19 protein-coding genes are annotated in these 19,466 nt (G+C 44.1%); 5 read left to right on the plus strand and 14 right to left on the minus strand.

Features of this window, described 5'->3' with window-relative positions:
- Window positions 1-125: 125 nt before the first annotated feature.
- Window positions 126-845, minus strand: coding sequence for a hypothetical protein (locus CVD19_RS25570; protein ID WP_257985182.1), 720 nt, complete (start codon window positions 843-845; stop codon window positions 126-128).
- 3 nt (window positions 846-848) lie between these two features.
- The gene (locus CVD19_RS17405) at window positions 849-1,058 is read right to left on the minus strand and encodes a hypothetical protein (protein ID WP_101583817.1); all 210 of its coding nucleotides are present in this window, start codon (window positions 1,056-1,058) and stop codon (window positions 849-851) included.
- A 268-nt stretch (window positions 1,059-1,326) separates the two neighbouring features.
- Here CVD19_RS17405 and CVD19_RS17410 point away from each other — a divergent pair, with 268 nt between their 5' ends.
- Entirely contained in the window at window positions 1,327-3,228 is a 1,902-nt protein-coding gene (locus tag CVD19_RS17410; protein WP_101583819.1) for an NAD(P)/FAD-dependent oxidoreductase, read from the plus strand.
- A 168-nt stretch (window positions 3,229-3,396) separates the two neighbouring features.
- On the opposite strand, the gene CVD19_RS17415 is transcribed toward CVD19_RS17410, so the two are convergent.
- The gene (locus CVD19_RS17415; RefSeq protein WP_101583821.1) at window positions 3,397-3,990 is read right to left on the minus strand and encodes a class I SAM-dependent methyltransferase; all 594 of its coding nucleotides are present in this window, start codon (window positions 3,988-3,990) and stop codon (window positions 3,397-3,399) included.
- Window positions 3,991-4,176: 186 nt separating this feature from the next.
- Between CVD19_RS17415 and CVD19_RS17420 the strand changes: the two genes are divergently transcribed.
- Window positions 4,177-4,500 (plus strand): hypothetical protein, encoded by a 324-nt coding sequence (locus CVD19_RS17420; RefSeq protein ID WP_101583823.1) that lies wholly within the window; start codon window positions 4,177-4,179, stop codon window positions 4,498-4,500.
- A gap of 488 nt (window positions 4,501-4,988) precedes the next feature.
- On the opposite strand, the gene CVD19_RS17425 is transcribed toward CVD19_RS17420, so the two are convergent.
- Complete coding sequence (locus tag CVD19_RS17425) at window positions 4,989-6,239, minus strand: efflux RND transporter periplasmic adaptor subunit (RefSeq protein ID WP_101583825.1); 1,251 nt, start codon at window positions 6,237-6,239, stop codon at window positions 4,989-4,991.
- Between the two features lie 16 nt (window positions 6,240-6,255).
- Window positions 6,256-6,918, minus strand: a complete 663-nt coding sequence (locus CVD19_RS17430; protein ID WP_101583827.1) for a hypothetical protein — start codon at window positions 6,916-6,918, stop codon at window positions 6,256-6,258.
- A gap of 441 nt (window positions 6,919-7,359) precedes the next feature.
- Here CVD19_RS17430 and CVD19_RS17435 point away from each other — a divergent pair, with 441 nt between their 5' ends.
- Window positions 7,360-9,000 (plus strand): SWIM zinc finger family protein, encoded by a 1,641-nt coding sequence (locus CVD19_RS17435; RefSeq protein WP_101583829.1) that lies wholly within the window; start codon window positions 7,360-7,362, stop codon window positions 8,998-9,000.
- 44 nt (window positions 9,001-9,044) lie between these two features.
- Complete coding sequence (locus tag CVD19_RS17440) at window positions 9,045-11,882, plus strand: DEAD/DEAH box helicase (RefSeq protein ID WP_101583832.1); 2,838 nt, start codon at window positions 9,045-9,047, stop codon at window positions 11,880-11,882.
- A gap of 110 nt (window positions 11,883-11,992) precedes the next feature.
- Here the strand turns inward: CVD19_RS17440 and CVD19_RS17445 are convergent, their stop codons facing one another.
- The 3 genes from CVD19_RS17445 to ssb all read right to left on the minus strand — a co-directional run bounded on the left by CVD19_RS17445 (window position 11,993) and on the right by ssb (window position 13,271).
- Entirely contained in the window at window positions 11,993-12,391 is a 399-nt protein-coding gene (locus CVD19_RS17445; RefSeq protein ID WP_101583833.1) for a hypothetical protein, read from the minus strand.
- Window positions 12,392-12,682: 291 nt separating this feature from the next.
- On the minus strand, window positions 12,683-12,904 hold the full coding sequence (locus CVD19_RS17450; RefSeq protein WP_101583835.1) for a hypothetical protein: 222 nt from the start codon (window positions 12,902-12,904) through the stop codon (window positions 12,683-12,685).
- Window positions 12,897-13,271, minus strand: coding sequence for a single-stranded DNA-binding protein (gene ssb, locus CVD19_RS17455; protein ID WP_101583837.1), 375 nt, complete (start codon window positions 13,269-13,271; stop codon window positions 12,897-12,899). The genes CVD19_RS17450 and ssb overlap by 8 nt, the downstream gene beginning before the upstream one ends.
- Before the next feature lie 254 nt (window positions 13,272-13,525).
- On the opposite strand from ssb, the gene CVD19_RS17460 reads away from it, so the two are divergent.
- Window positions 13,526-13,960: a YwpF family protein gene (locus CVD19_RS17460; protein ID WP_101583840.1), complete on the plus strand. Its 435-nt coding sequence runs from the start codon at window positions 13,526-13,528 to the stop codon at window positions 13,958-13,960.
- 109 nt (window positions 13,961-14,069) lie between these two features.
- Here CVD19_RS17460 and CVD19_RS17465 read toward each other — a convergent pair whose 3' ends face one another.
- The 6 genes from CVD19_RS17465 to CVD19_RS17490 all read right to left on the minus strand — a co-directional run bounded on the left by CVD19_RS17465 (window position 14,070) and on the right by CVD19_RS17490 (window position 18,568).
- On the minus strand, window positions 14,070-14,450 hold the full coding sequence (locus tag CVD19_RS17465) for a hypothetical protein (RefSeq protein WP_101583843.1): 381 nt from the start codon (window positions 14,448-14,450) through the stop codon (window positions 14,070-14,072).
- A gap of 411 nt (window positions 14,451-14,861) precedes the next feature.
- Complete coding sequence (gene fabZ / locus CVD19_RS17470; RefSeq protein WP_101583845.1) at window positions 14,862-15,284, minus strand: 3-hydroxyacyl-ACP dehydratase FabZ; 423 nt, start codon at window positions 15,282-15,284, stop codon at window positions 14,862-14,864.
- Between the two features lie 91 nt (window positions 15,285-15,375).
- Complete coding sequence (locus CVD19_RS17475) at window positions 15,376-15,654, minus strand: DNA-directed RNA polymerase subunit beta (protein WP_101583847.1); 279 nt, start codon at window positions 15,652-15,654, stop codon at window positions 15,376-15,378.
- Between the two features lie 15 nt (window positions 15,655-15,669).
- Window positions 15,670-16,512 (minus strand): flagellar hook-basal body protein, encoded by an 843-nt coding sequence (locus tag CVD19_RS17480; protein WP_101583849.1) that lies wholly within the window; start codon window positions 16,510-16,512, stop codon window positions 15,670-15,672.
- A 27-nt stretch (window positions 16,513-16,539) separates the two neighbouring features.
- A complete protein-coding gene (locus CVD19_RS17485) occupies window positions 16,540-17,376 on the minus strand; it encodes a flagellar hook-basal body protein (protein WP_101583851.1) in 837 nt (278 codons plus the stop codon).
- A 190-nt stretch (window positions 17,377-17,566) separates the two neighbouring features.
- Window positions 17,567-18,568 carry a rod shape-determining protein gene (locus CVD19_RS17490; protein WP_101583854.1) on the minus strand — a complete coding sequence of 334 codons (1,002 nt, stop codon included), beginning with the start codon at window positions 18,566-18,568 and terminating at the stop codon, window positions 17,567-17,569.
- Window positions 18,569-19,466: the final 898 nt, after the last annotated feature.

The raw sequence follows: 19,466 nt of genomic DNA on the forward strand, positions 1-19,466 counted from the left end.
TTTTGGATCATAGGTCAATGTGCTACTATTGTTATCATATTAGAAGAGTAAGGCCACGCTTCGCCATTTTCAGTATAGAACCGAAATGAAAAGCACCTTATTAATTGAAGGTGCTTACGCAATGCTTAATATTCTTGGTGTCCCCCTGAGTATAAGTTATGAGCGAAGTCACTATCCAGTGTCGCAAAATAATCGTATGAATTGCAAAAGGTAGTAGCTAAATGCATAGCATCAAATATTTCTAGTTGAAATAATGCCATATATGATACGGCTACATCTTTAGTAGATTGATTGGTGTCCAAAATGTCTACATTAAAACCGAAATCATCTGTCAATGTGGCGATATAATCATTAAATATTTTTATTGAATGTTGGTACATGGGAGTTAACTGCGCTCTTTCAGCTGGAAATGTCTTTTTGAAATCCTTTACCAGATCTGACACTGGAAGGGAATACCTTTTCCCATTCGCGATTTCCAATACCACTTTGCTCGGTGCAAAACGTAGTAATTTTTTGACAAAACCCTGTTCACCAATTAATTTGTCTTCTTCAGTAAGTGGGTACTTCCTACCTCTTAAAGCATTTAATTGGATTTTCGTTGCAGATACTACTGCCCTTAAAACAAAATTTTTGAACAAGTTATGTACTACTTCACTAACAACTTGAACAGGGATACCTATTCTGCAGATCCCATCTTTATGCCATTTAGCCAAAACATTTCCAACCGCATCGCCACGAGGATCATTACTATCGAGAAAAGCCAAAATAAAACAAGCATCGATGCAAATAGATGCTTGTCCAAAATTAACATCCAAAACGTCATCATATGTGAGGACACTATCCACTTTTTATTTTCCCTCTTTGTAAAGATCAACTAGAGAATTTCCTGGCAATGTGGTTACGGAGAGCTTGTTACGGATAGCGGTCACATTAACTTTCTTGGCATTATCATGTTGAGGTTCAGCAAGTTTGTCTAGGACAGCTTGCAATTGTGACATATCAATCACCCCAATATTTATTTTCCTTTTATTATAATGCCAGTTGTTTAATCTGTCCATATTTTCCCACCTATTTTTTCTACTTTCTACCATCTTTACCCTTATCTTATCCAAGTAAACGGGAAAATGTTCCTGTTATTCCGGTCTAGATAAACTGAATAAGCTCTCCACCACTGAGTATGACAGTCACACACATTGACTCTAAATATGAATTTTTTGTCACAGAATGCACAATAGTTTGACACATAGACATGTGAAATACATCACAAATTAATCTTATACTGAGATTGTCGATGTTATTTTCACAGTATTAGGAGGTCAATGAAAAATGTCAAAACTGTTTACACCGCTTCAGATTGGACCATTAACTATTAAAAACCGCTTTATGATGGCCCCGATGGAAAACGGGCTTGCTGGTGATGGAGGAGTCGTAAATGAAAGAATTATCCTTTTTTTTGAAGAAAGAGCAAAAAATGAGGTTGGCATTATCCTGACTGGTTCTGTTGGTGTTTCACCAGAAGGCCGCGGTTTGCCGACTCAGTTAAGCATATATGATGACAGATTCATTCCGGGCTTAAAACAACTCACGGATGCTGTACACGAAGCAGGTTCTTTAATTGGAGCTCAACTGTACCATGCCGGTAGGCAGGCATCTGAAGCCATTACCGGAATCCAGCCAGTTGCACCGAGTGCAGTTCCATGTGTCATAGTGGGAAATGACCCTCGGGAGATGACAAGAGAAGAAATTGCTGAAATGAAAGAAAAGTTTGTACAGGCAGCAAGAAGATCTGTTGAAGCAGGCTTTGACATGATTGAAGTGCACTTTGCGCATGGGTACTTGCTCCACAGCTTCATGTCTCCACACAGCAACAAGCGAACTGATGAATTCGGAGGCAGCCTTGAAAACAGGATGCGTTTCCCGATAGCGGTTTTAAAAGAGATCGCTGAGGTTTGTGAAGGTAAGGCAGCGGTGACAATCCGAATAAGTGCTGATGAGTACCTGGAGGATGGATTAAAGTTCGAGGAAGTAATTACAATTTGTCAGGAAGCAGTTAAGGCAGGAGCACAGGCAATCAGCCTGTCAGCCGGCAGCTACGATTCCGTACAATACACGATTCAGCCAATGTTCATCAATCAGGGCTTCCTCGTGCCATTCAGCAAAAAACTTAAAGAATTAGTGAATGTTCCTGTCATTGTTGCTGGACGGCTTAACAGTGCTAACCTGATGGAAGGCATCATTGAAAAGGAAGAAGCCGATATGCTTGCGATCGGCCGTGGACTGATATCAGACGAAGAACTGGTTATCAAAATGCGGGAACAGCAATATGATGACATCCGATACTGTGTTGCCTGTAACCAGGGATGCATCGACAACGTATTCCAGGGAAAAGGCATTACATGTCTTGTAAATGCGCGTGCCGGTTTTGAAGCAGAAAGAAATATTGAAGAAGCTGCTGAAAAACAAAATGTCGTAATTATCGGAGCAGGCCCTGCAGGGATGGAAGCCGCCCGCGTTGCCAGCCTGCGTGGCCATAACGTGACCCTCATTGAAAGGGAACAGACAGTTGGCGGGAAATTTGACACTCTTGCTGCACCACCAGAAAAAGATACATTCCTTCTATATAAAGATTACTTAAATGGCCAATTGAACAAATTGGGAGTCAAATTTGTAGTAGAACATATAACAAATGCATCTGATCTTGAAAAATACCAGCCGAACAGTATCATTATTGCGACGGGCGCCCATCAGACGACGCCGCCGATTAAAGGCTCAAACCTTCCTCATGTACTTCTAGCCGAAGATGTTTTAAACGGCAAAGAAACAGGTGATACAGTAGCAATCATTGGCGGCGGACTTGTCGGAACGGAGACGGCAAAATACTTGGCGGATGCAGGCAAAACTGTAACCATCATTGAAATGGCCGATTCAATTGGCCGTGGAGTAGGCCCTACATTTGCAGGACACCTGTTTGAATTCATCGCAGAACGAAATGTAGTCCAGTTTGTTAATGCGAAAATCCTAGAAATAACGGAAGGCAAAATTGTCCTTGAAACTGGCGAAGTTGCAGCAGAACATATTGTCATTGCTGCAGGCTACGCGCCTAACAACTCTTTTATTGACGAGGTAAAGACTGCTTTTAGAAATGTGCAAACTGTCGGAGACGTGAACCAACCACGCCGGATAATTGATGCTACAGAAGAAGGATTCCTCGCTGCAGCAATGATTTAGAACCTGAAGCAAGCCCCCATGTTCACTTGGGGGCTCTTTTTATCTTATAAAGCCAGTATGTACAAAGGGTATTTATTAACATTGCAGGTCAACTTTTCATGGTGCAGGCCAAACCAGTAAGATAAACTTATCGTCTCAACGAAATACGGAAGGTCACAGGTTCCGTCCTTACACGTCTTTCGTACACTCTACAACTAAAAAAAGCCCTTTGTAATATGGTTTCACAGTTTTCACCTGGAAGCCTGCCTCTTTAATTGTCTGAAGCGTATTTCTATTTAGGTGGCAGCCATCGCAGACTTTTTTCCAAAGAGGGGTCAATAGTTCTTGTGTCTTGGCTAAAAAGGGCTGCTCCATTTTGACATGTTCAAAAAATAAGATGCTGGCTTGCGGTTTGCTAACCCGTTTAATTTCTTTTAATGCCTTGACCGGGTCTGGAATCGTGCAAAATACTAGTGTCGAAACCACAGTATCAAATGTTTGATCATCAAAATTTAGCTTTTCCGCTGATCGCACATGGATATGAATCGGAACGGATGCCTGTTTTCTGCGATCTTTTGATTTCTCTATCATTGAAAGATTTGGTTCGACCGCATCAACTTGTTCCACACCCTGATAAAACGGAAAATTAATGCCGGTTCCTGAACCTATTTCTAACACCCTTCCTCTAGCGTATCCAAGGAGTTCTTCTCTGATTTTGTTAAACTTTCTTCCTTCCAAAGGCTTCATTGCAAAATCATAAATCGAAGGAAACAACTTCCCCATTCTTTTCATCTCCGTTTTATCAATTGTTCTATTAATGTGACAATTCAATGGCTAGTGTAATTTTTCATTGGTCTGAATGGTTCATGTTTATTTAATCAAACGTTTGATTAAAAGTATAGGTAGAAGAATGGTTTAACACTTTTCATGATGATATAATAAAAGAAACGATGAAAGGAGGACAAACAAATGGAAAAGCAAATTTTACAAGCTCTTCAGCAGATTAATGAAACTTTGAAGCAACAAGGAGAAACTTTAAAGCAACAAGGCGAAACTTTGAAGGAACATGGGGAAACTTTGAAGGAACATGGTCTTATACTGGGAGCATTAAGATCTGGACAAGAAGCTCTTAAGGCCGAGCTTAGTGAATTCAAGCTTCAAAATGCCAGGGACTTTGGGCAGCTACGGGAACAGATTAGCGGAATTGAACTTAGCGTTGAAATCCTAAAAGAAGAAAGCTGGACCAACAAAAAAGATATCCGCAGGGTTCAAAAAACAATGGGGCTTAAGTAATCTGCAACGATATAAGTTATACTATCAACATGTGCATTATTGGGAATTTAAAACTCAGCCTCATATTCACTCATAGTCCCACCAGCCACTCATTCATTTTATCAGCCCTCACTGCGATTTCTCCATATCATGAATTCTGCTTCCTCCTTGTGTAGCAATAAACTTATTTATCATTCTAGAAGGCAATTAATCAAGTGTTTGATTATTTGCTTCTATTCTGTGACTCGAGTAATTGTGAATGGGATTCATATAGCCACCAGCATCTCAGGAATCTGAAATGTAGTGTGGCTTTTTAAGTGACAATGAGACGCCACGTGATTGTGTCTATTGTGTGAATCAAGTCACTTTTTGCTTAAATCAGCGTTATTTTTGCTTGAATGGAAGTGTTTTTTGCGTAAATCAACGTTTTTTTGCTTAAAACACCAAGGCACCCATCCATTGATGAGTGCCTTTTTGGGCCATTTTAATAGGTTGTCACGAACATTCCTCTATCTTTTCGAAAAAGCCACACTGATCATTTTGAAAATGCCCATTTTCGTTTCTTCTTTGAAAGGCTGTTTGCTTAGTTTGTTTGTATTTAATGGTGTTATGAACGGGTCGTCTGCTTTTTTGACGATTGAAGGATCCTTTACGACGAACTGGCCGGCTTCAATGCCTTTTTCGACTTCAACCCTGCTATGAAGCTGCAATCCTTTTTTGATGGTGCGCTTTTCTACTTTCCCTGTTGGTCCAAGCACGTAAACAAAACTGTTTTTGGCATCTTTCCGGATGGAGGTGTCTTGAACGGTCACCGCTTTTAAGACCTTGTCTGTCACGACTGAAATGTTGACATGGGTGCCCTTGATGATATCAACAGCTTTTTCATCGAGTTCAATTTCGAACGGGAAACGGCTTTCCTTTCCGACAGAAGGATCTTTTTCTGGGTAGGAGGAAATTTTCGTCAGCGTCCCTCCTGCTTTTTCTTTTAACATGTCGGAGGTAATGATCACTACCATCCCTGGCTCTGCTTTTTTGAGGTCAGCTTCAGCAAATGTGCCTTCCACTTTCGGCTTGTCCGAAATGATTGTCATGATCGGATTTTTCAATTCATAGTTGATTGCCTTCACAACACCGGTCACATCACTGTTGATGCCGAGCTGGTCCTCATCGTTTTGCGACTGGATGATTTCATCGTACTTTTCAATCTCGGTGAGAATACGGCTTTTTTCAAGTTCTTTATCATAGATTTCTTTTTCAATGGAGTAAGCGAGAATTTCTCCGGAAGCCCCTGATTCAGTGCCGAAGTCCTCCTCCTCCCCATCCCCTGAAGCCGGGAAACTATCATTTGACGACTGTGAGGATACAGACTGCAGGTATTGCAGCTGCTGGATTTGTTCATCAATCAGCGTTGCTTCCCTTGCAAGCTGGTCTTTTTCCATTTCAAGCTTTTTCCTGTCAGTTTCAACATGATCGGATGAATATTCATAGAGCGGAGTGCCGCTGTCGACCTTGTCTCCTTTTTTCACTAGAAATGCTTTAAAATCACCGGCATTGTCATTGTAATAGACATGATGTTCTTCATTTGGGGTGACCACGCCGAAAGCCTTGAATGTTTTTGTCAAATTTTCTTTTCCAGCCTCAACCCAGCTGCTGATATAAGAGGAACGCTTCACGCCGCTGTCGTCGTGCAACGCGAGGACAAGGTTGGCAGATACGAATAGCACTCCTGCTGCTGTGAGAATCGCTGTTTTCTTTTTCAAAGCGCGCACCTCCCTGTCAGATTATTTTTTCAAACTGGATGATCGAAAAAAGCGCGCCAAGCAGCCATAGGGCGACATTGAGCCCGACTACCATTGCGACAACGACTTTCATGCTTTTCTCGGTTAAATCTTTTAAATATTTGATCTGGATCCAAATGGCCCATGCTTTAAATATGGTGATCGAAGCAAGAAAAGAAACAATAAATCCGTTGGAGGTAAAGGTTTGGGCAAGGACGCCAAGTGAAAATGGCGATGATTCATCCGGCAATCCCAATGCCAGATTAACAGGAATCATAATCAGCTTCTCAGCCAATAAAATGAGTAAAACGAGCAGCTGCACCACAATGAGTTTTTTCAATTCCAGATCGGACAATGTCCAGAAAAAAAGCGCAGGCAAGAAGATGATTGCAGCACCATAAAACAATCCCCACAGGAGCTGGCCGATGACATAAAGTACTTTATGCATTTCGAACTCACTGCCTGATAGTTCCGTGAGCTTTCTCGACAGATATTCCGAGCCAATCCCGAAATAGGCACTAAGCCCAAAAATCAGGCCGCTTGCCAAAATCAAAAGGACCGCCCGCTTCCACACCCCTTCTGCTTCCTCTGCTTTTTTTAACTGGTATGAATATATATCAGGGTGCGAAAGGCCGCGGATCAGATGGCTTCGAAACATCATCGTTTATTTCCTCCAAATATGTATACTTCCCTTCCATTTTAGCTTAAAAGGGGTGGAATAAGAACTAATAACTGGCATGTTCATTGTTTTGCCGCAAATGGAATTTGTGTTCCAAATTACAATTGGTAAAAACAACCTTATGTATATATTCCCTGTCTCCAGATGATTTCCTGCTTAGTTTTTTGAGCTTTATTCCATCCAGCCCCGTTTTTCGATATAATAAAAGAATATGGTTTTTTTGTGGAAAAGGGGCGCCACGCTGACTAATGGATCTTAGAAATCAGATTGCGGCAAGTATATGATCTGTCCCCACACTTTGTGTGGTCAGCCTTCGCTCACACCGCATTATGCTGTTTTGTATAAATACCTAATGATATGTTCATGCATGCTTTGTAATATTAACTCATGTTGTTTTTGTTCGTGACTAAGGAGGGATCCAAGGTGGCATTAATCTATGGGCACCAGAAGGATTTGGTGCTGGCCGCAGCTAACGATATCAAGGATATGCTCCATCCAGAAAACGAGGATCATAAAAGGCTTGTACAAAAGGGCCTGATGCTGTATCGCCAGGGACTTGTCCATCGTCTGAAGGTTATCAGGGAGAAGGTTATGGCCACAGTCCAGGATGTCACGCCGGTTTTGGTTTCGGTCGACCTTAATTCTCCCTGGAACAGCGTATGCTCCTGTCCGTCAGAGGACTTTTGCCGGCATCGGCTCGCTGTCTTTTTTCAGGCCTACAGCCAGGCCGCCAGCGTCTCGGACTGGATTGAGGATTGGCGGGCCCCTATAAAAGAGAAGGACCTTGCCAGCCAATTAGGGTTAATGAAGGCAAAAGACCTTCTGAAAACGAGCACCCGGCTTGACCATGACTATGATAAATGGACGGCGGCATTTACTGGAAGTTTTAATTCCATCGTAAAAGGCAACGGCAGCCCAAGCCCATTCGTGATCCCGGAACTGTTCCGGATTTACTTGCGCCGTATCAGAGCGGATGCACCAGTAGAACAGGAGTGGAAAAACTTATATGATCTTGTCAGTGCGCTTCACTCTTTTTCACTGCTGGCTGGTTTAAGTGAAAGCGAGCGGCATTCAGAAGAAACGGTGAACCGGTATTACCGCTTTTTGTTCCATTCCCTCACCGAAGAGGCAGAAGCGGTGCTGCAAAAATTGGCTATCCTCTCCCTTCCGTTTGCGTTTGATGTCTTCATCAAGCATATAAAAGAAGAAGCAATCAGGCTGCTTGAAGGCAGCGAGCTGTTTGAATATGAACGGATTGGCCTTTACCGGTTGCTTTGGTCAAAATTATTGAGGAATAACGCCTGGCGCGATGCCGAACGGAACCGGCTTGAAAAATTCCGGATCAGGTCATTTGAAGAAGATTTAGCCCTGGCCCATCATTATTTCCTGGCCCGGAAGGATAAAAATGTGATAGATGTGGTTTCCGGCAGGGAAGAAAAAGCCTTTCCTTATACTCTGTACTGGATTGAAGTCTTGTCAGAACATAAGGAATGGAGCCGGATGGCCCCTTATGCTGATTATTTCGCGCATGGCCTTCGTCCTTATTTGTCCAGTCTGGGAAGCTACTATGCACGTTCTGATTTTGCACGCCTTGCCTTAAAAGTGCTGACTCCTTTCTGTACGGATGCTGGCCGGACGGACTTGCTTGAACGCGTAATGGTCCAGGCACTTCCATACAGCTTTGTCAGTTACGAGGAGTTTTTATTCGACAGGAAAATGTACGATAAATGGGCCGAGCTCTATACATTTGCAGGAATTGATTTTCAGGCTGTGTCAACGGCAAGGATTAAAACTGTGCAAAAGGAAGCACCAGTGGTCCTGCTTCCTCTCTACCACCAGGCGGTAGAGTACTTGATCAGCCAGAAAAACAGGGGCAGCTATAAACAGGCCGTCCGCGTGTTAAAAAAGCTCCGGACCATCTACAAAAAATTAAAACGCGTTCCCGAATGGGAGGCTTTTTTCGCGTTGCTGCTCGAACGGACAAAACGGCTGCGCGCCTTCCAGGAAGAATGCAAACGAAGCAAGCTGATTGAAGAGGAAAGTGCGATTGGGGTAAAGGGATAAACGCGTGAACCCCTGCCGACTCCAAAAGGAGGAGTAATCGATCCATGCTCACGACGAGAATGATTAAAATCAACATAAACCCGCTGGCGGATGGGCGTTATTTCCTGACCGGGGTGGATGAAAATGAATCGGAGATGCGCGTATCCAGCTGGAAGCATCTATTGTTTAACCGACACAAGGAAAGCTATTACGGCACAGTTGTGGATGCCGAAAAATCAAACGGGATTGAGGGAGTTGCCGTGGACGCCTGGCAGCTCGTCACGCTGTTTGCGGAGGAGTCTTTCAACCGGATCATTGATTGGGATTGGGATGAAACCGCCCAGCTTTGCCTTGCCTCGGCCCATTCGCTGTATGAGGCGATTTTGGAAAAAGACTGGCATCCCGATTTTTCAGGTCTCGAGGCCGGAGAGTTCCGCTGGGCCCTCCCACACCGGGTAGTAGACGAATTTAACCCGTCCTTTTGGGAGCAGGACATTCAAGAATTTGATGAACCTCTTCCAGTAAAAATGTTCATTTCCGACTTGTTTCATCGTGCATTGGAAGCCTATTTCAGTGACAATAGCGGATTAAAATTTTTGCTTGGCGAGAAGCTTGACGTTCTCCGCAAAAAAAAGATTTCTGCCCGCGAACTAGCCGCTTATTTTGATGAAGAAAGCTGGAAGCAATGGCTTGGATTAACAGAGGATCCAGCTCCGTTTTCAATCGGGCTCCGGCTGGAAGAGCCGTTGGAAGATGGCGACGACTGGAGGCTGGCGTTATTTTTACGCGGGAAAAAACAGCCTGGCATGCTTTTGGATGCGAATGACCCGGCTGCTTTCCCTGCCGGCTGGGATGTTTATCAGGACAAAATTGACCGTGAAGAAGCGCGGCTTGCCCGTTTGTTTCCCTGGTTGGAAGAAGATGGCCGGCTTCGAAGCGGCCTGAATGAGGAAGAAGCGTGGATGCTTTTGACAGAGGTGAGCGAGACGCTCATTTCACTGGGTGTGGAAATCCTGCTGCCATCATGGTGGGAAGCCGTCAAGAATGCGCACTTAAAGGTCAAGGCACGCCTGAAGGGGCAAACCAGCTACCGCCGTTCGTTTGTCGGCTTGAATGCGATGCTTGACTACGATTGGCGTTTCTCGATGAATGGTGTGGATTTGTCGGAAGATGAGTTTCAGCGCCTTGTGAACGAAAAGCGACGCCTCGTGTATTTGCGAGGCAAGTGGGTAAAGCTTGATCCGGGTTTTATCCGGCAAATCCAGGATTTGATGAAAAAGGCAGACAAAGAAGGTCTTCATATCCGGGATTTGCTCCAGCAGGAACTGCCCGATCCCGAGGGGGCTGTAGAGGACGACAACGCTTTTGAAGATCCGAGGGCGTTTGCCCGGATTCAGATTGAATTGAACCGCCACTGGAAGCAAATGATGAAGCAGCTGTCCCATACGAAAGAAATTCCGGAGGCTCCGTTACCTGCGGGCCTGAACGGCGAGCTGCGCCCGTACCAGAAGCTGGGGTTGAACTGGCTGCTGTTTTTGCGCCGGTATGGTTTTGGCGCCTGCCTTGCTGACGATATGGGACTGGGCAAAACAATTCAACTGATATCTTACCTGCTGTCAGTAAAAGAGCAGGAGTCCGGCTCCGGACCGGCCTTGATCATTTGCCCGACGTCTGTGCTGGGCAACTGGCAAAAGGAAATTGAACGCTTTGCACCGGATCTGAATCTGTATCTCCATTATGGATCAAATCGCCTGAAGGATGATGAGTTTCTTGAAAAAGCCAAAGGTTCGGATATTGTCCTGACGTCTTATGGGTTAACACACCTTGACCAGGAAGAACTTAAGAGTTTAAGCTGGAGCACGGTGGCCATTGACGAAGCCCAGAATATAAAAAACGCAGAAACAAAGCAATCCCGTGCTGTCCGGTCATTAAAAGGTCAGCATCACATCGCCTTGACAGGCACTCCGATGGAAAACCGGCTGTCTGAGCTCTGGTCAATTTTCGATTTTACAAATCACGGGTATCTTGGGAGTGCAGGACAATTTCAGAAGCAGTTCATCCTGCCGATTGAAAAAGACGATGAAAAGCAAAAAATCGCCCAGCTCCAGAGCTTGATTCGGCCGTTTTTGTTAAGGCGCACAAAAAAGGATGAGGAAGTGGCCCTGAACCTTCCGGACAAAGTCGAACAGAAGGAATATTGCCCGCTTTCGGCCGAGCAGGCCTCATTATACGAACAGCTCGTGAAGGATACTTTTGTGGAAATAGAGGCGTTATCAGGGTTTGCGCGAAAGGGGCTTATACTGCAGATGCTTGGCAGGTTGAAGCAGCTCTGCAACCATCCCTCCCTTTATTTGAAAGAGGAAAAGCCACAGCAGCTGGTTGAAAGGTCTGCGAAAATGGAGAAGCTGACCGAACTTGTCAGTGCCGTCCTGGACCAGGATGAAAGCTGCCTCATTTTTACCCAGTACATCGGCATGGGGGAAATGATCCAGACCGTGCTGAAGGATAAGTTCGGGATTGACGTGCCATTCCTGAATGGGAGCCTGACAAAGGCACGGCGCGACGAAATGATTCGCCAGTTCCAGGAGCGGGAATTCCCGGTCTTCCTGCTGTCGTTGAAAGCAGGCGGCACAGGGCTTAATCTGACTGCTGCGAACCATGTCATCCATTATGACCGCTGGTGGAACCCGGCCGTCGAGAACCAGGCTACTGACCGGGCCTACCGGATTGGCCAAAGCCGCTTTGTCCATGTCCATAAGCTGATCAGCACCGGTACACTTGAAGAAAAAATTGATGCTATGCTTGAGAAAAAGCAAGCCCTGAATGACCAGATCATCCAAAGCGACAACTGGATCACCGAACTGTCGACGGACGATCTTCAAGATCTTGTCAGATTGTCATAATTTTTGAGGCCGGTATCTTAATTTTTCCCGGCTTGTGTAATAAAATTGTGTTAAAGGACATGTGGGCAGCCCACATGTCCATATTTTTTTATTTCATAGTAAAACGTTTTCTATGAACGGTTTGATATGACATATTCTTCTTTTTCTTGTTTTACTTTTTCATGGTTGCGATGTGTCAAAAACATCGTTCTTTGGTTATCCCTCAATATAAAACATGTTAAATACCGCATAGCCGCTTCAAGAGAAACCTCATTCCTGCAAAGAATACCGATTGCCAGCTGGTGCAATCCGCGATTTAACTGGGTTTGTTTTTCGTTGGTGCCATTATGGCAGGACATGGAGTACTTTCCGTTATGTTGAACTGTAAAGGATTGATAAATTTTAGGATTCTGATTATGTGGTGTTAGAAGGAGAAGGGCATCGGAAAAGTAAGGAAATCTAGTGACTTGAATATTCTGCTCCTGACCCTCACCTCCCAAGAAAATAAATTCAAGCTTTCGACTATCCATATTCAACCTCCAATTTTGCCTAAATGTGCGGATGAAATAAACAGACGGTGTCGCTGCCAGTATCATTTGGCTTAATGTTCAAAATTATTTTACCATAACGTCGTTGGAATTTTCTTCAATTAAGTACATTTTTTTTGGACTTTTCGTCTGTTTTGTGAACAAATTTTAGTGAATTCCGCCGATCAAGTAATTTAAAAAAACCGGCGTGGGCCGCCGGCCAAATTTGAGGATATTGGAGAGGGGGTGTGGTTCTCTCTCTTAAAGATTTTAGAAAGGAAGTAATACGTGGACTTAGATTTGATTAGATACGTTATTTTGAGGGAAATGGTCGACTTTTTCCGGCTCTGCAATAAAGGAATATATCCTTCTTGTTTGCGGCTCCTTTACAGCAGTTTCAAGCTGATGAACCCGTTTCATCAATTCATCTACTTTCTCATTGGTTTTTCCGACCATTTTGATCAGGCTGACGAGGAGTTTTTCCAATCCCTCGGCGTCACCGGCATTTTTACTCAACAGCCACAGCCTCCCTCGGCTCGGACAGATCTATATGGGCGTCTTGCGGCCGGCTGCTGAGGAACCGGACGGTTTCTGCTACCACCTCAGTGACATAAACCCGTTTTCCTTCAGGATTGTCATAATGGCGCGTCTGGATCCGTCCTGTTACACCGATCACTGAACCCTTCCGGCAATAATTGACGGTGTTTTCCGCAGTTTTTCTCCATAGCGTACAATGTACAAAATCCGCGTCAATTTCTCCGCTCGGATTGCGGTATTGGCGGTTCACGGCCAGCGTCACATTTGCGACCGCTTTGCCATCAGCGGTATATTTGAGGTCTGGATCCCTTGTCAGCCGCCCCACGAGAATTACCTGGTTAATCATTTTTCATCTCCTTTCTTTGTGATGGTTCCATCATATGCCTACAATCTTTTCGAGTAAAATCGCCAAAAATCATTAATGATTGACAAAAGTTCTCCTTGAACTCCCATTTATGGCTGAAAAACATATTTTTATATAATGATTAATATTAAAAATGCGATTTCCGTGTTTTTCACCGATATTTTTCGACATGAGGTTAAGTGCGCATTCTGAATGTGGTGTGTTATAATTTGGGAAAACGATGGTTGGAGGTTGACATGAAAACTTTTAAACTGATTTCGATGCAAATCTCCGATGATGATGGGCTGACAGACATTGAACTGGAGGATGGCCTTATCATTAACAAAGAGGATGATGAGAGCAGCTGGCTGATGGAGGCTTTTGTCGAACATAAGTATATCCCCTATTTTGATGATGCATGCAGCAGTGACAAGGAGATAATCGCCCAAGTGGTCATTACAAAAAGGGAAAATGACCCTGCATCCTTTGCGACAAAAGTGTGTTCCGTGAAAAAACTAAAAGACCATGCAAGTGTTTTGCTTAAAGGTAAGCTGAAAAAGACAAAAAATGATTATCCAGAGCAATTGCTTGAGCATTTGTTGGAAAAAGGTTTGAGTGGTACTGAGCTGCTCACCGAGTTCAAAGAAAAAATCATATCCCGCCCGAAGCTCGTCCTTCCAAAAAAAGGGTAATGAACTCCAGTAACTTGTTCTGGAGTTTTTTTGTTTTAACGTACCGTCGGCTGATTTATGCTCTGCCGATGAAAAAGGACGGGTTGGATGCACCCGTCCTTCGTCTTCACTATTGGTCTTCATCATTTCTGTTGTTGTCACCGTTATTATCCAGGTTGTCTGAAAGTCTGTCTTCTCCTGGAGTGTTGTTGTCCCCGCCGTTGTTGCCATTGTTTCCATTGTTTCCGTTGTTTCCGTTCCGGTTATTTTTAATGCCATCATCAACCGGGCCGCCGTTCCGGTTAGTTTTAACACCATCATCGACGCGGCCGTTATTGTTATTACCGCCATTGTTATTGTTTCCGTTGTTATTGTTTCCGTTATCATCAGCCGGATTTTCTACATCAATATCATTTTCAGGCGGGGGATCCTGGTCATCATTATTACAGGCAGCCAGCAGCATAGCAGAAAGCAGGGAACCTCCGATTAACATCAACAGCCTTTTCTTCATGATTCAATGCCCCTTTCATAGTGGAAAATCTATATTTTTGAACCTCATGGCTCGGTCTGCTGTTATATTGCCCATAACGCGGAAAAACCTTGCATGATTACTTGATAAATTTCCAGCTATGTTTAGGTATTGAATGAAATTCTGCGCAAGAGTAATGCCCCGGGCATTAAGAAAACCGGCTGGCATGCCAACCGGTTTCTTCTGCTATTTAGCAAATATCTTTCCGTTTCACTCGCAAGATCACCTGCCAGCTCCCATAGGCCACCCTTCTCCTATTTAAGGCTAAATATAATTCCGTTTCTCATACAAGTCCGCCATTAATTGCAACTGACGGGCCTCCCACAAATTAAGGGCATAGATGATTTCCTTTTCATACATAAGTTCGCCGCCAACTGCCACTGACAGGCCTGACTATTTAAGGGCAAACATGATTTCCGTTTCACACACAAGTTCGCCGTCAACTGTCGCAATCCCTTTTCCCTTGCCCATTGGGCCCCGGAACCTAAGCATTTCCACTTCCAGCCGGAGCTGGTCGCCGGGTTTCACTTGCCTTTTGAACCGGCAGTTATCAATACCTGCAAAAAACGCAAGCTTTCCCCGGTTTTCTTCAGGCATCAGCATGGCTACCGCCCCCACTTGGGCGAGGGCTTCGACAATCAGTACACCCGGCATTACCGGATAATCCGGGAAGTGCCCGTTAAAAAACTCCTCATTTGCTGTGACATTTTTTATGCCAATGGCTTTTTTGCCTTCTTCCACCTCAAGGATTTTGTCGACAAGCAAGAACGGATATCTGTGAGGAATAATTTCTTTAATTTGTGTAATATCAAGCATGTTAGTACCTCCTCTTAATATTAGGTGCTTATTTTTCATTGTACTAAAAACAGTAATCAAAAAGGAAGGGGAAAATCCCCTTCCTGCAAAGTTATTCTTTATTAATTAAATCCTTTATATGGGTCCATGTTGATTTTTCAAAAGTATCTGAGGGTTTTCCGTCCCCGATCACACTGTAGCCAAAAACAGCACCCAGTATGATGCTCAGGGCTAATAAGGCAATGACAATTATAATCCGAAGCCAGATTGGAATGAGGCGCACCCGGATCCTTTTCCTTTTTTCACGCGTTTGGTCTGGCTGTGCTTTCTTTTTTTGTTGCTTTATTTGCTCACGCGTTGCTGCTTCCTGATTATTGCTGTTCAAAGCCATTCTTTTCTTCCCCTCTTAACGAATTCCATTTACTAATCCGAGCATTTGGTCCGATAACGTGATAGATCGTGACTGGAACTGGTAGCCACGCTGGACATTAATAAGATCGGTCATCTCTTTGCTCAGATCGACATTGGACTGTTCAAGCGCTCCCTGCTGAATGGAAATACCGTTTCTCAACTGACCGTCCAGGTTTGTTAAAATATCATTTTCAGCAACTCCGAGCCCAGCGAGATTATCAGGCAGGCCAAAGAGGTTACCGCCTTTTTGCTCGAGAAACTGCGGTTTTTTTATATAAGTGACACCGAGGTTGAATTCCTGTGTGCCTCCATTTGCCATTTCCGCAATAAACCGGCCCTCACTTGTTATAGTAAAACCTTTGGGTGACCCAGCGACCGTAATCGGCTGGTTATTTTCATTCAAGACCGGATAGCCTTCTCCATTCACAAGCATGGATTCATTTTCAGAAACCGGTGTTAAGTATAGGGCACCATCACGTGTATACCGGACGGCTGTCCCATCTTCATTCTGGACGAGAACCCTGTAAAATTGCCCTTCTGCCGTGAAGGCGGTATCGAGTTGGCGATGAGTATGTTTAATACTTCCCTGTTGCATGACCACTTGGGAATGGTTGATTTTTGCGCCCGTTCCCTGCCGGATATTCAGCGGAGTCAGCCGGTTCTGTTCAGTGATATCATTTGGCTGGTTTCGGAATTCCTGGAAGATCAAATCGGTAAATGTTGCCTGACGCCGTTTAAATCCAGTAGTATCGACATTCGCAATATTATGGCTGATCATGTCCATTTGCTTTTGCAGCTGTGACAGTGTATTGGTCGCTGTGATTATTGATCTATTCATCATTATCCCTCATCATGGGCTGGTCCATTACCCAATTCTTCCTATTTCGTTGGCTGCCTTTTCCATGCTCCGGTCATAAGCTTGCAGCACTTTCTGGTTTGCCTCGAACGCGCGGTAGGCAGTGAGCATGTCCGTCATTGTTTTACTAACATCTACGTTGGACTGTTCAAGGTATCCCTGCTGCATTTTAAATTGGATCCCGTTTTCGTTGTATGCATTCGGAAGCGGGTTGCCATCCTCTGTGCGGAACAAGCCATCACCTTCTTTTATTAAGCGGCGCGGATCATTTGCAAATCCGATACCAAGCCTTGCTGTTTCACCATTCTCTCCAGTAACAATTCCATTCTCACTTATAGTAAAACGGTCACTCGACAATTGAATGGGATTTCCACCATCACTGAGGACATAGCGACCGGCGCCTGTCGTCAAAAAGCCCTGCCCGTCCAGAGTGAAGCCGCCATTGCGGGTGTAACGGAGGGTGCCGTCCTCCTGGCGCACCGTAAAGAATACTGAGCCTGTCGTTCCATCCTCAGTTGCGGGGATGTTAATATCAAGAAGGCCGACATCGGTATTGCTTCCTGTTTCACGAAGATCGCCCTGTATGAACTTTGGAATGGCTTCCTGCATATATACACCAGTATTCACTGATCCGACTGTATTGGAAAAAGGCAATGTCAGTCCATTTTCAGTCGGAATTTTTTGTTGTTCAAACCGCTGCAGAAGCAGCTCGGGAAAGGCCCTCATGGCTGACTGGTCTGCCTTGAATCCCGGTGTGTTGTTATTGGACATGTTGTTGGTAAGCATCTCTGTGCGGCGCTGCTGTGCGAGCATTCCAGACGCAACGGTGTAGAAACCTCTAAACATTTTGTCACCTCATGGTTGAAGCATGATTTAAATATATGTTAATGGGGATTTACCACTTATTATCATTATAAAAAAAAATTCGACAAGAAACATTAAAAAATTCAATTTTTTAGGTTTTTTTCTAAACAAAAGGGGTATAGGATAAAAAATCCGGCGTTCAGTCGGAACCCCGGATTTCTGCCTGCACTATTTAGCTTATCCTCCGTTTTGGAAGACGGTCGATGTTGTCGAGCATGATACCCGTGCCGATTGCGACACAATCCATTGGATTTTCAGCCACAATGACCGGGACTTTCAATTCGTCGGCCAAAAGCATATCCATGCCGTGAAGCAACGCCCCGCCTCCGGTCAAAATAACGCCGCGGTCAATAATGTCGGCGGACAATTCCGGCGGTGTACGCTCAAGCACAGTCTTTGCTGCCTGAACGATGACGGATACCGATTCTCTTAATGCTTCTTCAATTTCTTCTGACCGGACAGTGATCGTGCGCGGCAAACCTGAAACCATATCACGGCCGCGGATTTCCATTTCCTCTTTGCGTGAACCAGGGAAAACAGTACCGATCTGGATTTTAATATTTTCAGCTGTACGCTCACCGATGAGCAGCTTATATTCACGTTTAATATAATTTAAAATTTCGGAGTCAAATTTATCTCCAGCCATTTTGATTGATGAAGATGTAACAATATCCCCCATTGAAAGAACTGCCACATCAGTTGTTCCGCCGCCTATATCGACGACCATATTGCCGCTTGGCTGGAAAATATCCATGCCTGCGCCGATTGCAGCCACTTTTGGCTCTTCTTCAAGGTAAATCTTTTTGCCTCCGCTTTTTTCGGCTGCTTCCCTGATCGCTTTCTGTTCGACGCTTGTGATATTTGTCGGGCAGCAAATTAAAATGCGGGGCTTTGATAAAAATCCCTTTACATTCAGCTTATTGATAAAGTGTTTCAGCATCGCTTCAGTTACATCAAAGTCGGCAATCACTCCATCTTTTAACGGGCGGATCGCGATAATATTGCCGGGCGTCCGTCCTACCATCCGCCGCGCTTCTTCTCCGACTGCCAAAACTTTGTTGGTGTTCTTGTCAATTGCCACGACAGACGGCTCATTTAACACTATCCCACGGCCTTTTACATGAATAAGTACGTTGGCTGTACCAAGGTCAATTCCAATATCCCTTGCTAACATGATTTTTTCGTTCCTCCTTGACAAATGGCCGGCTGCGGCTGATCGTAACCCGGTATCCTGATGGAAGTTCTTATCTACCAAAATAGACAATGAAAGTGGAGATTATACAGGCGCGGCCGCATCTGCGAACCATATTCTAACCTAATTGTTTATTTTACCACAGTTATAGGAAATAAGTAACTGAAAAACGAAAAAAATGGTTATTTTTGCAGAATTTTGTCAAAAATGGTGCGAAAAAAGGGGCCATGGAGGGAGAATGTTCAACTTTATTAAACGTGTTGCTACAATTATACTCCCACAAAAAAATTTGCTCAGCTGACTACGAGCACACCGGACGTCAGGGATTTCAGGAATTAAATAAGGGATAAAACAGGGGAGGAAATTACGCTAATTTCTGGCGATAATTACATAAGAGCTTTTTGGAATGACGAGGAGGTTGGCTTTTTTGATTTTCGGAAGATTGAAATTGATGATTGGCACAGCTATTTAGAGTTATTTTCCATGTATATCAGCCGGTTACCGAGGCTGGGGAATGGCACCGAAATGATGAAATGTGCAGTTTCGCAATTCGGAAAGTTTGCGTTGCCCAGTTCGGGAGAAAATCTGGATTTACAAGGAGATATTTATTTACCATGTGAAGGTGCTGCTGATCAATTCCTGCAAAAAAGAAAAAGCATCGTATCATAATTTGTGAACTGCCCGAAAGACACATAGAAAGCCACTCCTCCATTAATTGTTAATGAAACTAATCGAGGAGTGGCTTTTTTATTGACGATTTGAAGGAAGTACTTAAATAGTTTACCAATAGTTCATCGAACCCCTATACTGTAATTCATGAATTTCCCCTTAGGCTGGTACCTTGCTACTGTCAGGCTAATTGGCATGCTGTAATTCCACT

Source organism: Bacillus sp. T33-2, assembly GCF_002860205.1.
GTDB lineage: Bacteria > Bacillota > Bacilli > Bacillales > Cytobacillaceae > T33-2.

What these genes read in the sequence shown, in the direction of transcription:
- CVD19_RS17405 (WP_101583817.1), bottom strand. Translation starts at nt 1,058, where the DNA reads ATGGACAGATTAAACAACTGGCATTATAATAAAAGGAAAATAAATATT.
- CVD19_RS17410 (WP_101583819.1), top strand. Translation starts at nt 1,327, where the DNA reads ATGTCAAAACTGTTTACACCGCTTCAGATTGGACCATTAACTATTAAA.
- CVD19_RS17415 (WP_101583821.1), bottom strand. Translation starts at nt 3,990, where the DNA reads ATGGGGAAGTTGTTTCCTTCGATTTATGATTTTGCAATGAAGCCTTTG.
- CVD19_RS17420 (WP_101583823.1), top strand. Translation starts at nt 4,177, where the DNA reads ATGGAAAAGCAAATTTTACAAGCTCTTCAGCAGATTAATGAAACTTTG.
- CVD19_RS17430 (WP_101583827.1), bottom strand. Translation starts at nt 6,918, where the DNA reads ATGATGTTTCGAAGCCATCTGATCCGCGGCCTTTCGCACCCTGATATA.
- CVD19_RS17440 (WP_101583832.1), top strand. Translation starts at nt 9,045, where the DNA reads ATGCTCACGACGAGAATGATTAAAATCAACATAAACCCGCTGGCGGAT.
- CVD19_RS17445 (WP_101583833.1), bottom strand. Translation starts at nt 12,391, where the DNA reads ATGGATAGTCGAAAGCTTGAATTTATTTTCTTGGGAGGTGAGGGTCAG.
- ssb (WP_101583837.1), bottom strand. Translation starts at nt 13,271, where the DNA reads ATGATTAACCAGGTAATTCTCGTGGGGCGGCTGACAAGGGATCCAGAC.
- CVD19_RS17460 (WP_101583840.1), top strand. Translation starts at nt 13,526, where the DNA reads ATGAAAACTTTTAAACTGATTTCGATGCAAATCTCCGATGATGATGGG.
- CVD19_RS17465 (WP_101583843.1), bottom strand. Translation starts at nt 14,450, where the DNA reads ATGAAGAAAAGGCTGTTGATGTTAATCGGAGGTTCCCTGCTTTCTGCT.
- fabZ (WP_101583845.1), bottom strand. Translation starts at nt 15,284, where the DNA reads ATGCTTGATATTACACAAATTAAAGAAATTATTCCTCACAGATATCCG.
- CVD19_RS17475 (WP_101583847.1), bottom strand. Translation starts at nt 15,654, where the DNA reads ATGGCTTTGAACAGCAATAATCAGGAAGCAGCAACGCGTGAGCAAATA.
- CVD19_RS17480 (WP_101583849.1), bottom strand. Translation starts at nt 16,512, where the DNA reads ATGAATAGATCAATAATCACAGCGACCAATACACTGTCACAGCTGCAA.
- CVD19_RS17485 (WP_101583851.1), bottom strand. Translation starts at nt 17,376, where the DNA reads ATGTTTAGAGGTTTCTACACCGTTGCGTCTGGAATGCTCGCACAGCAG.
- CVD19_RS17490 (WP_101583854.1), bottom strand. Translation starts at nt 18,568, where the DNA reads ATGTTAGCAAGGGATATTGGAATTGACCTTGGTACAGCCAACGTACTT.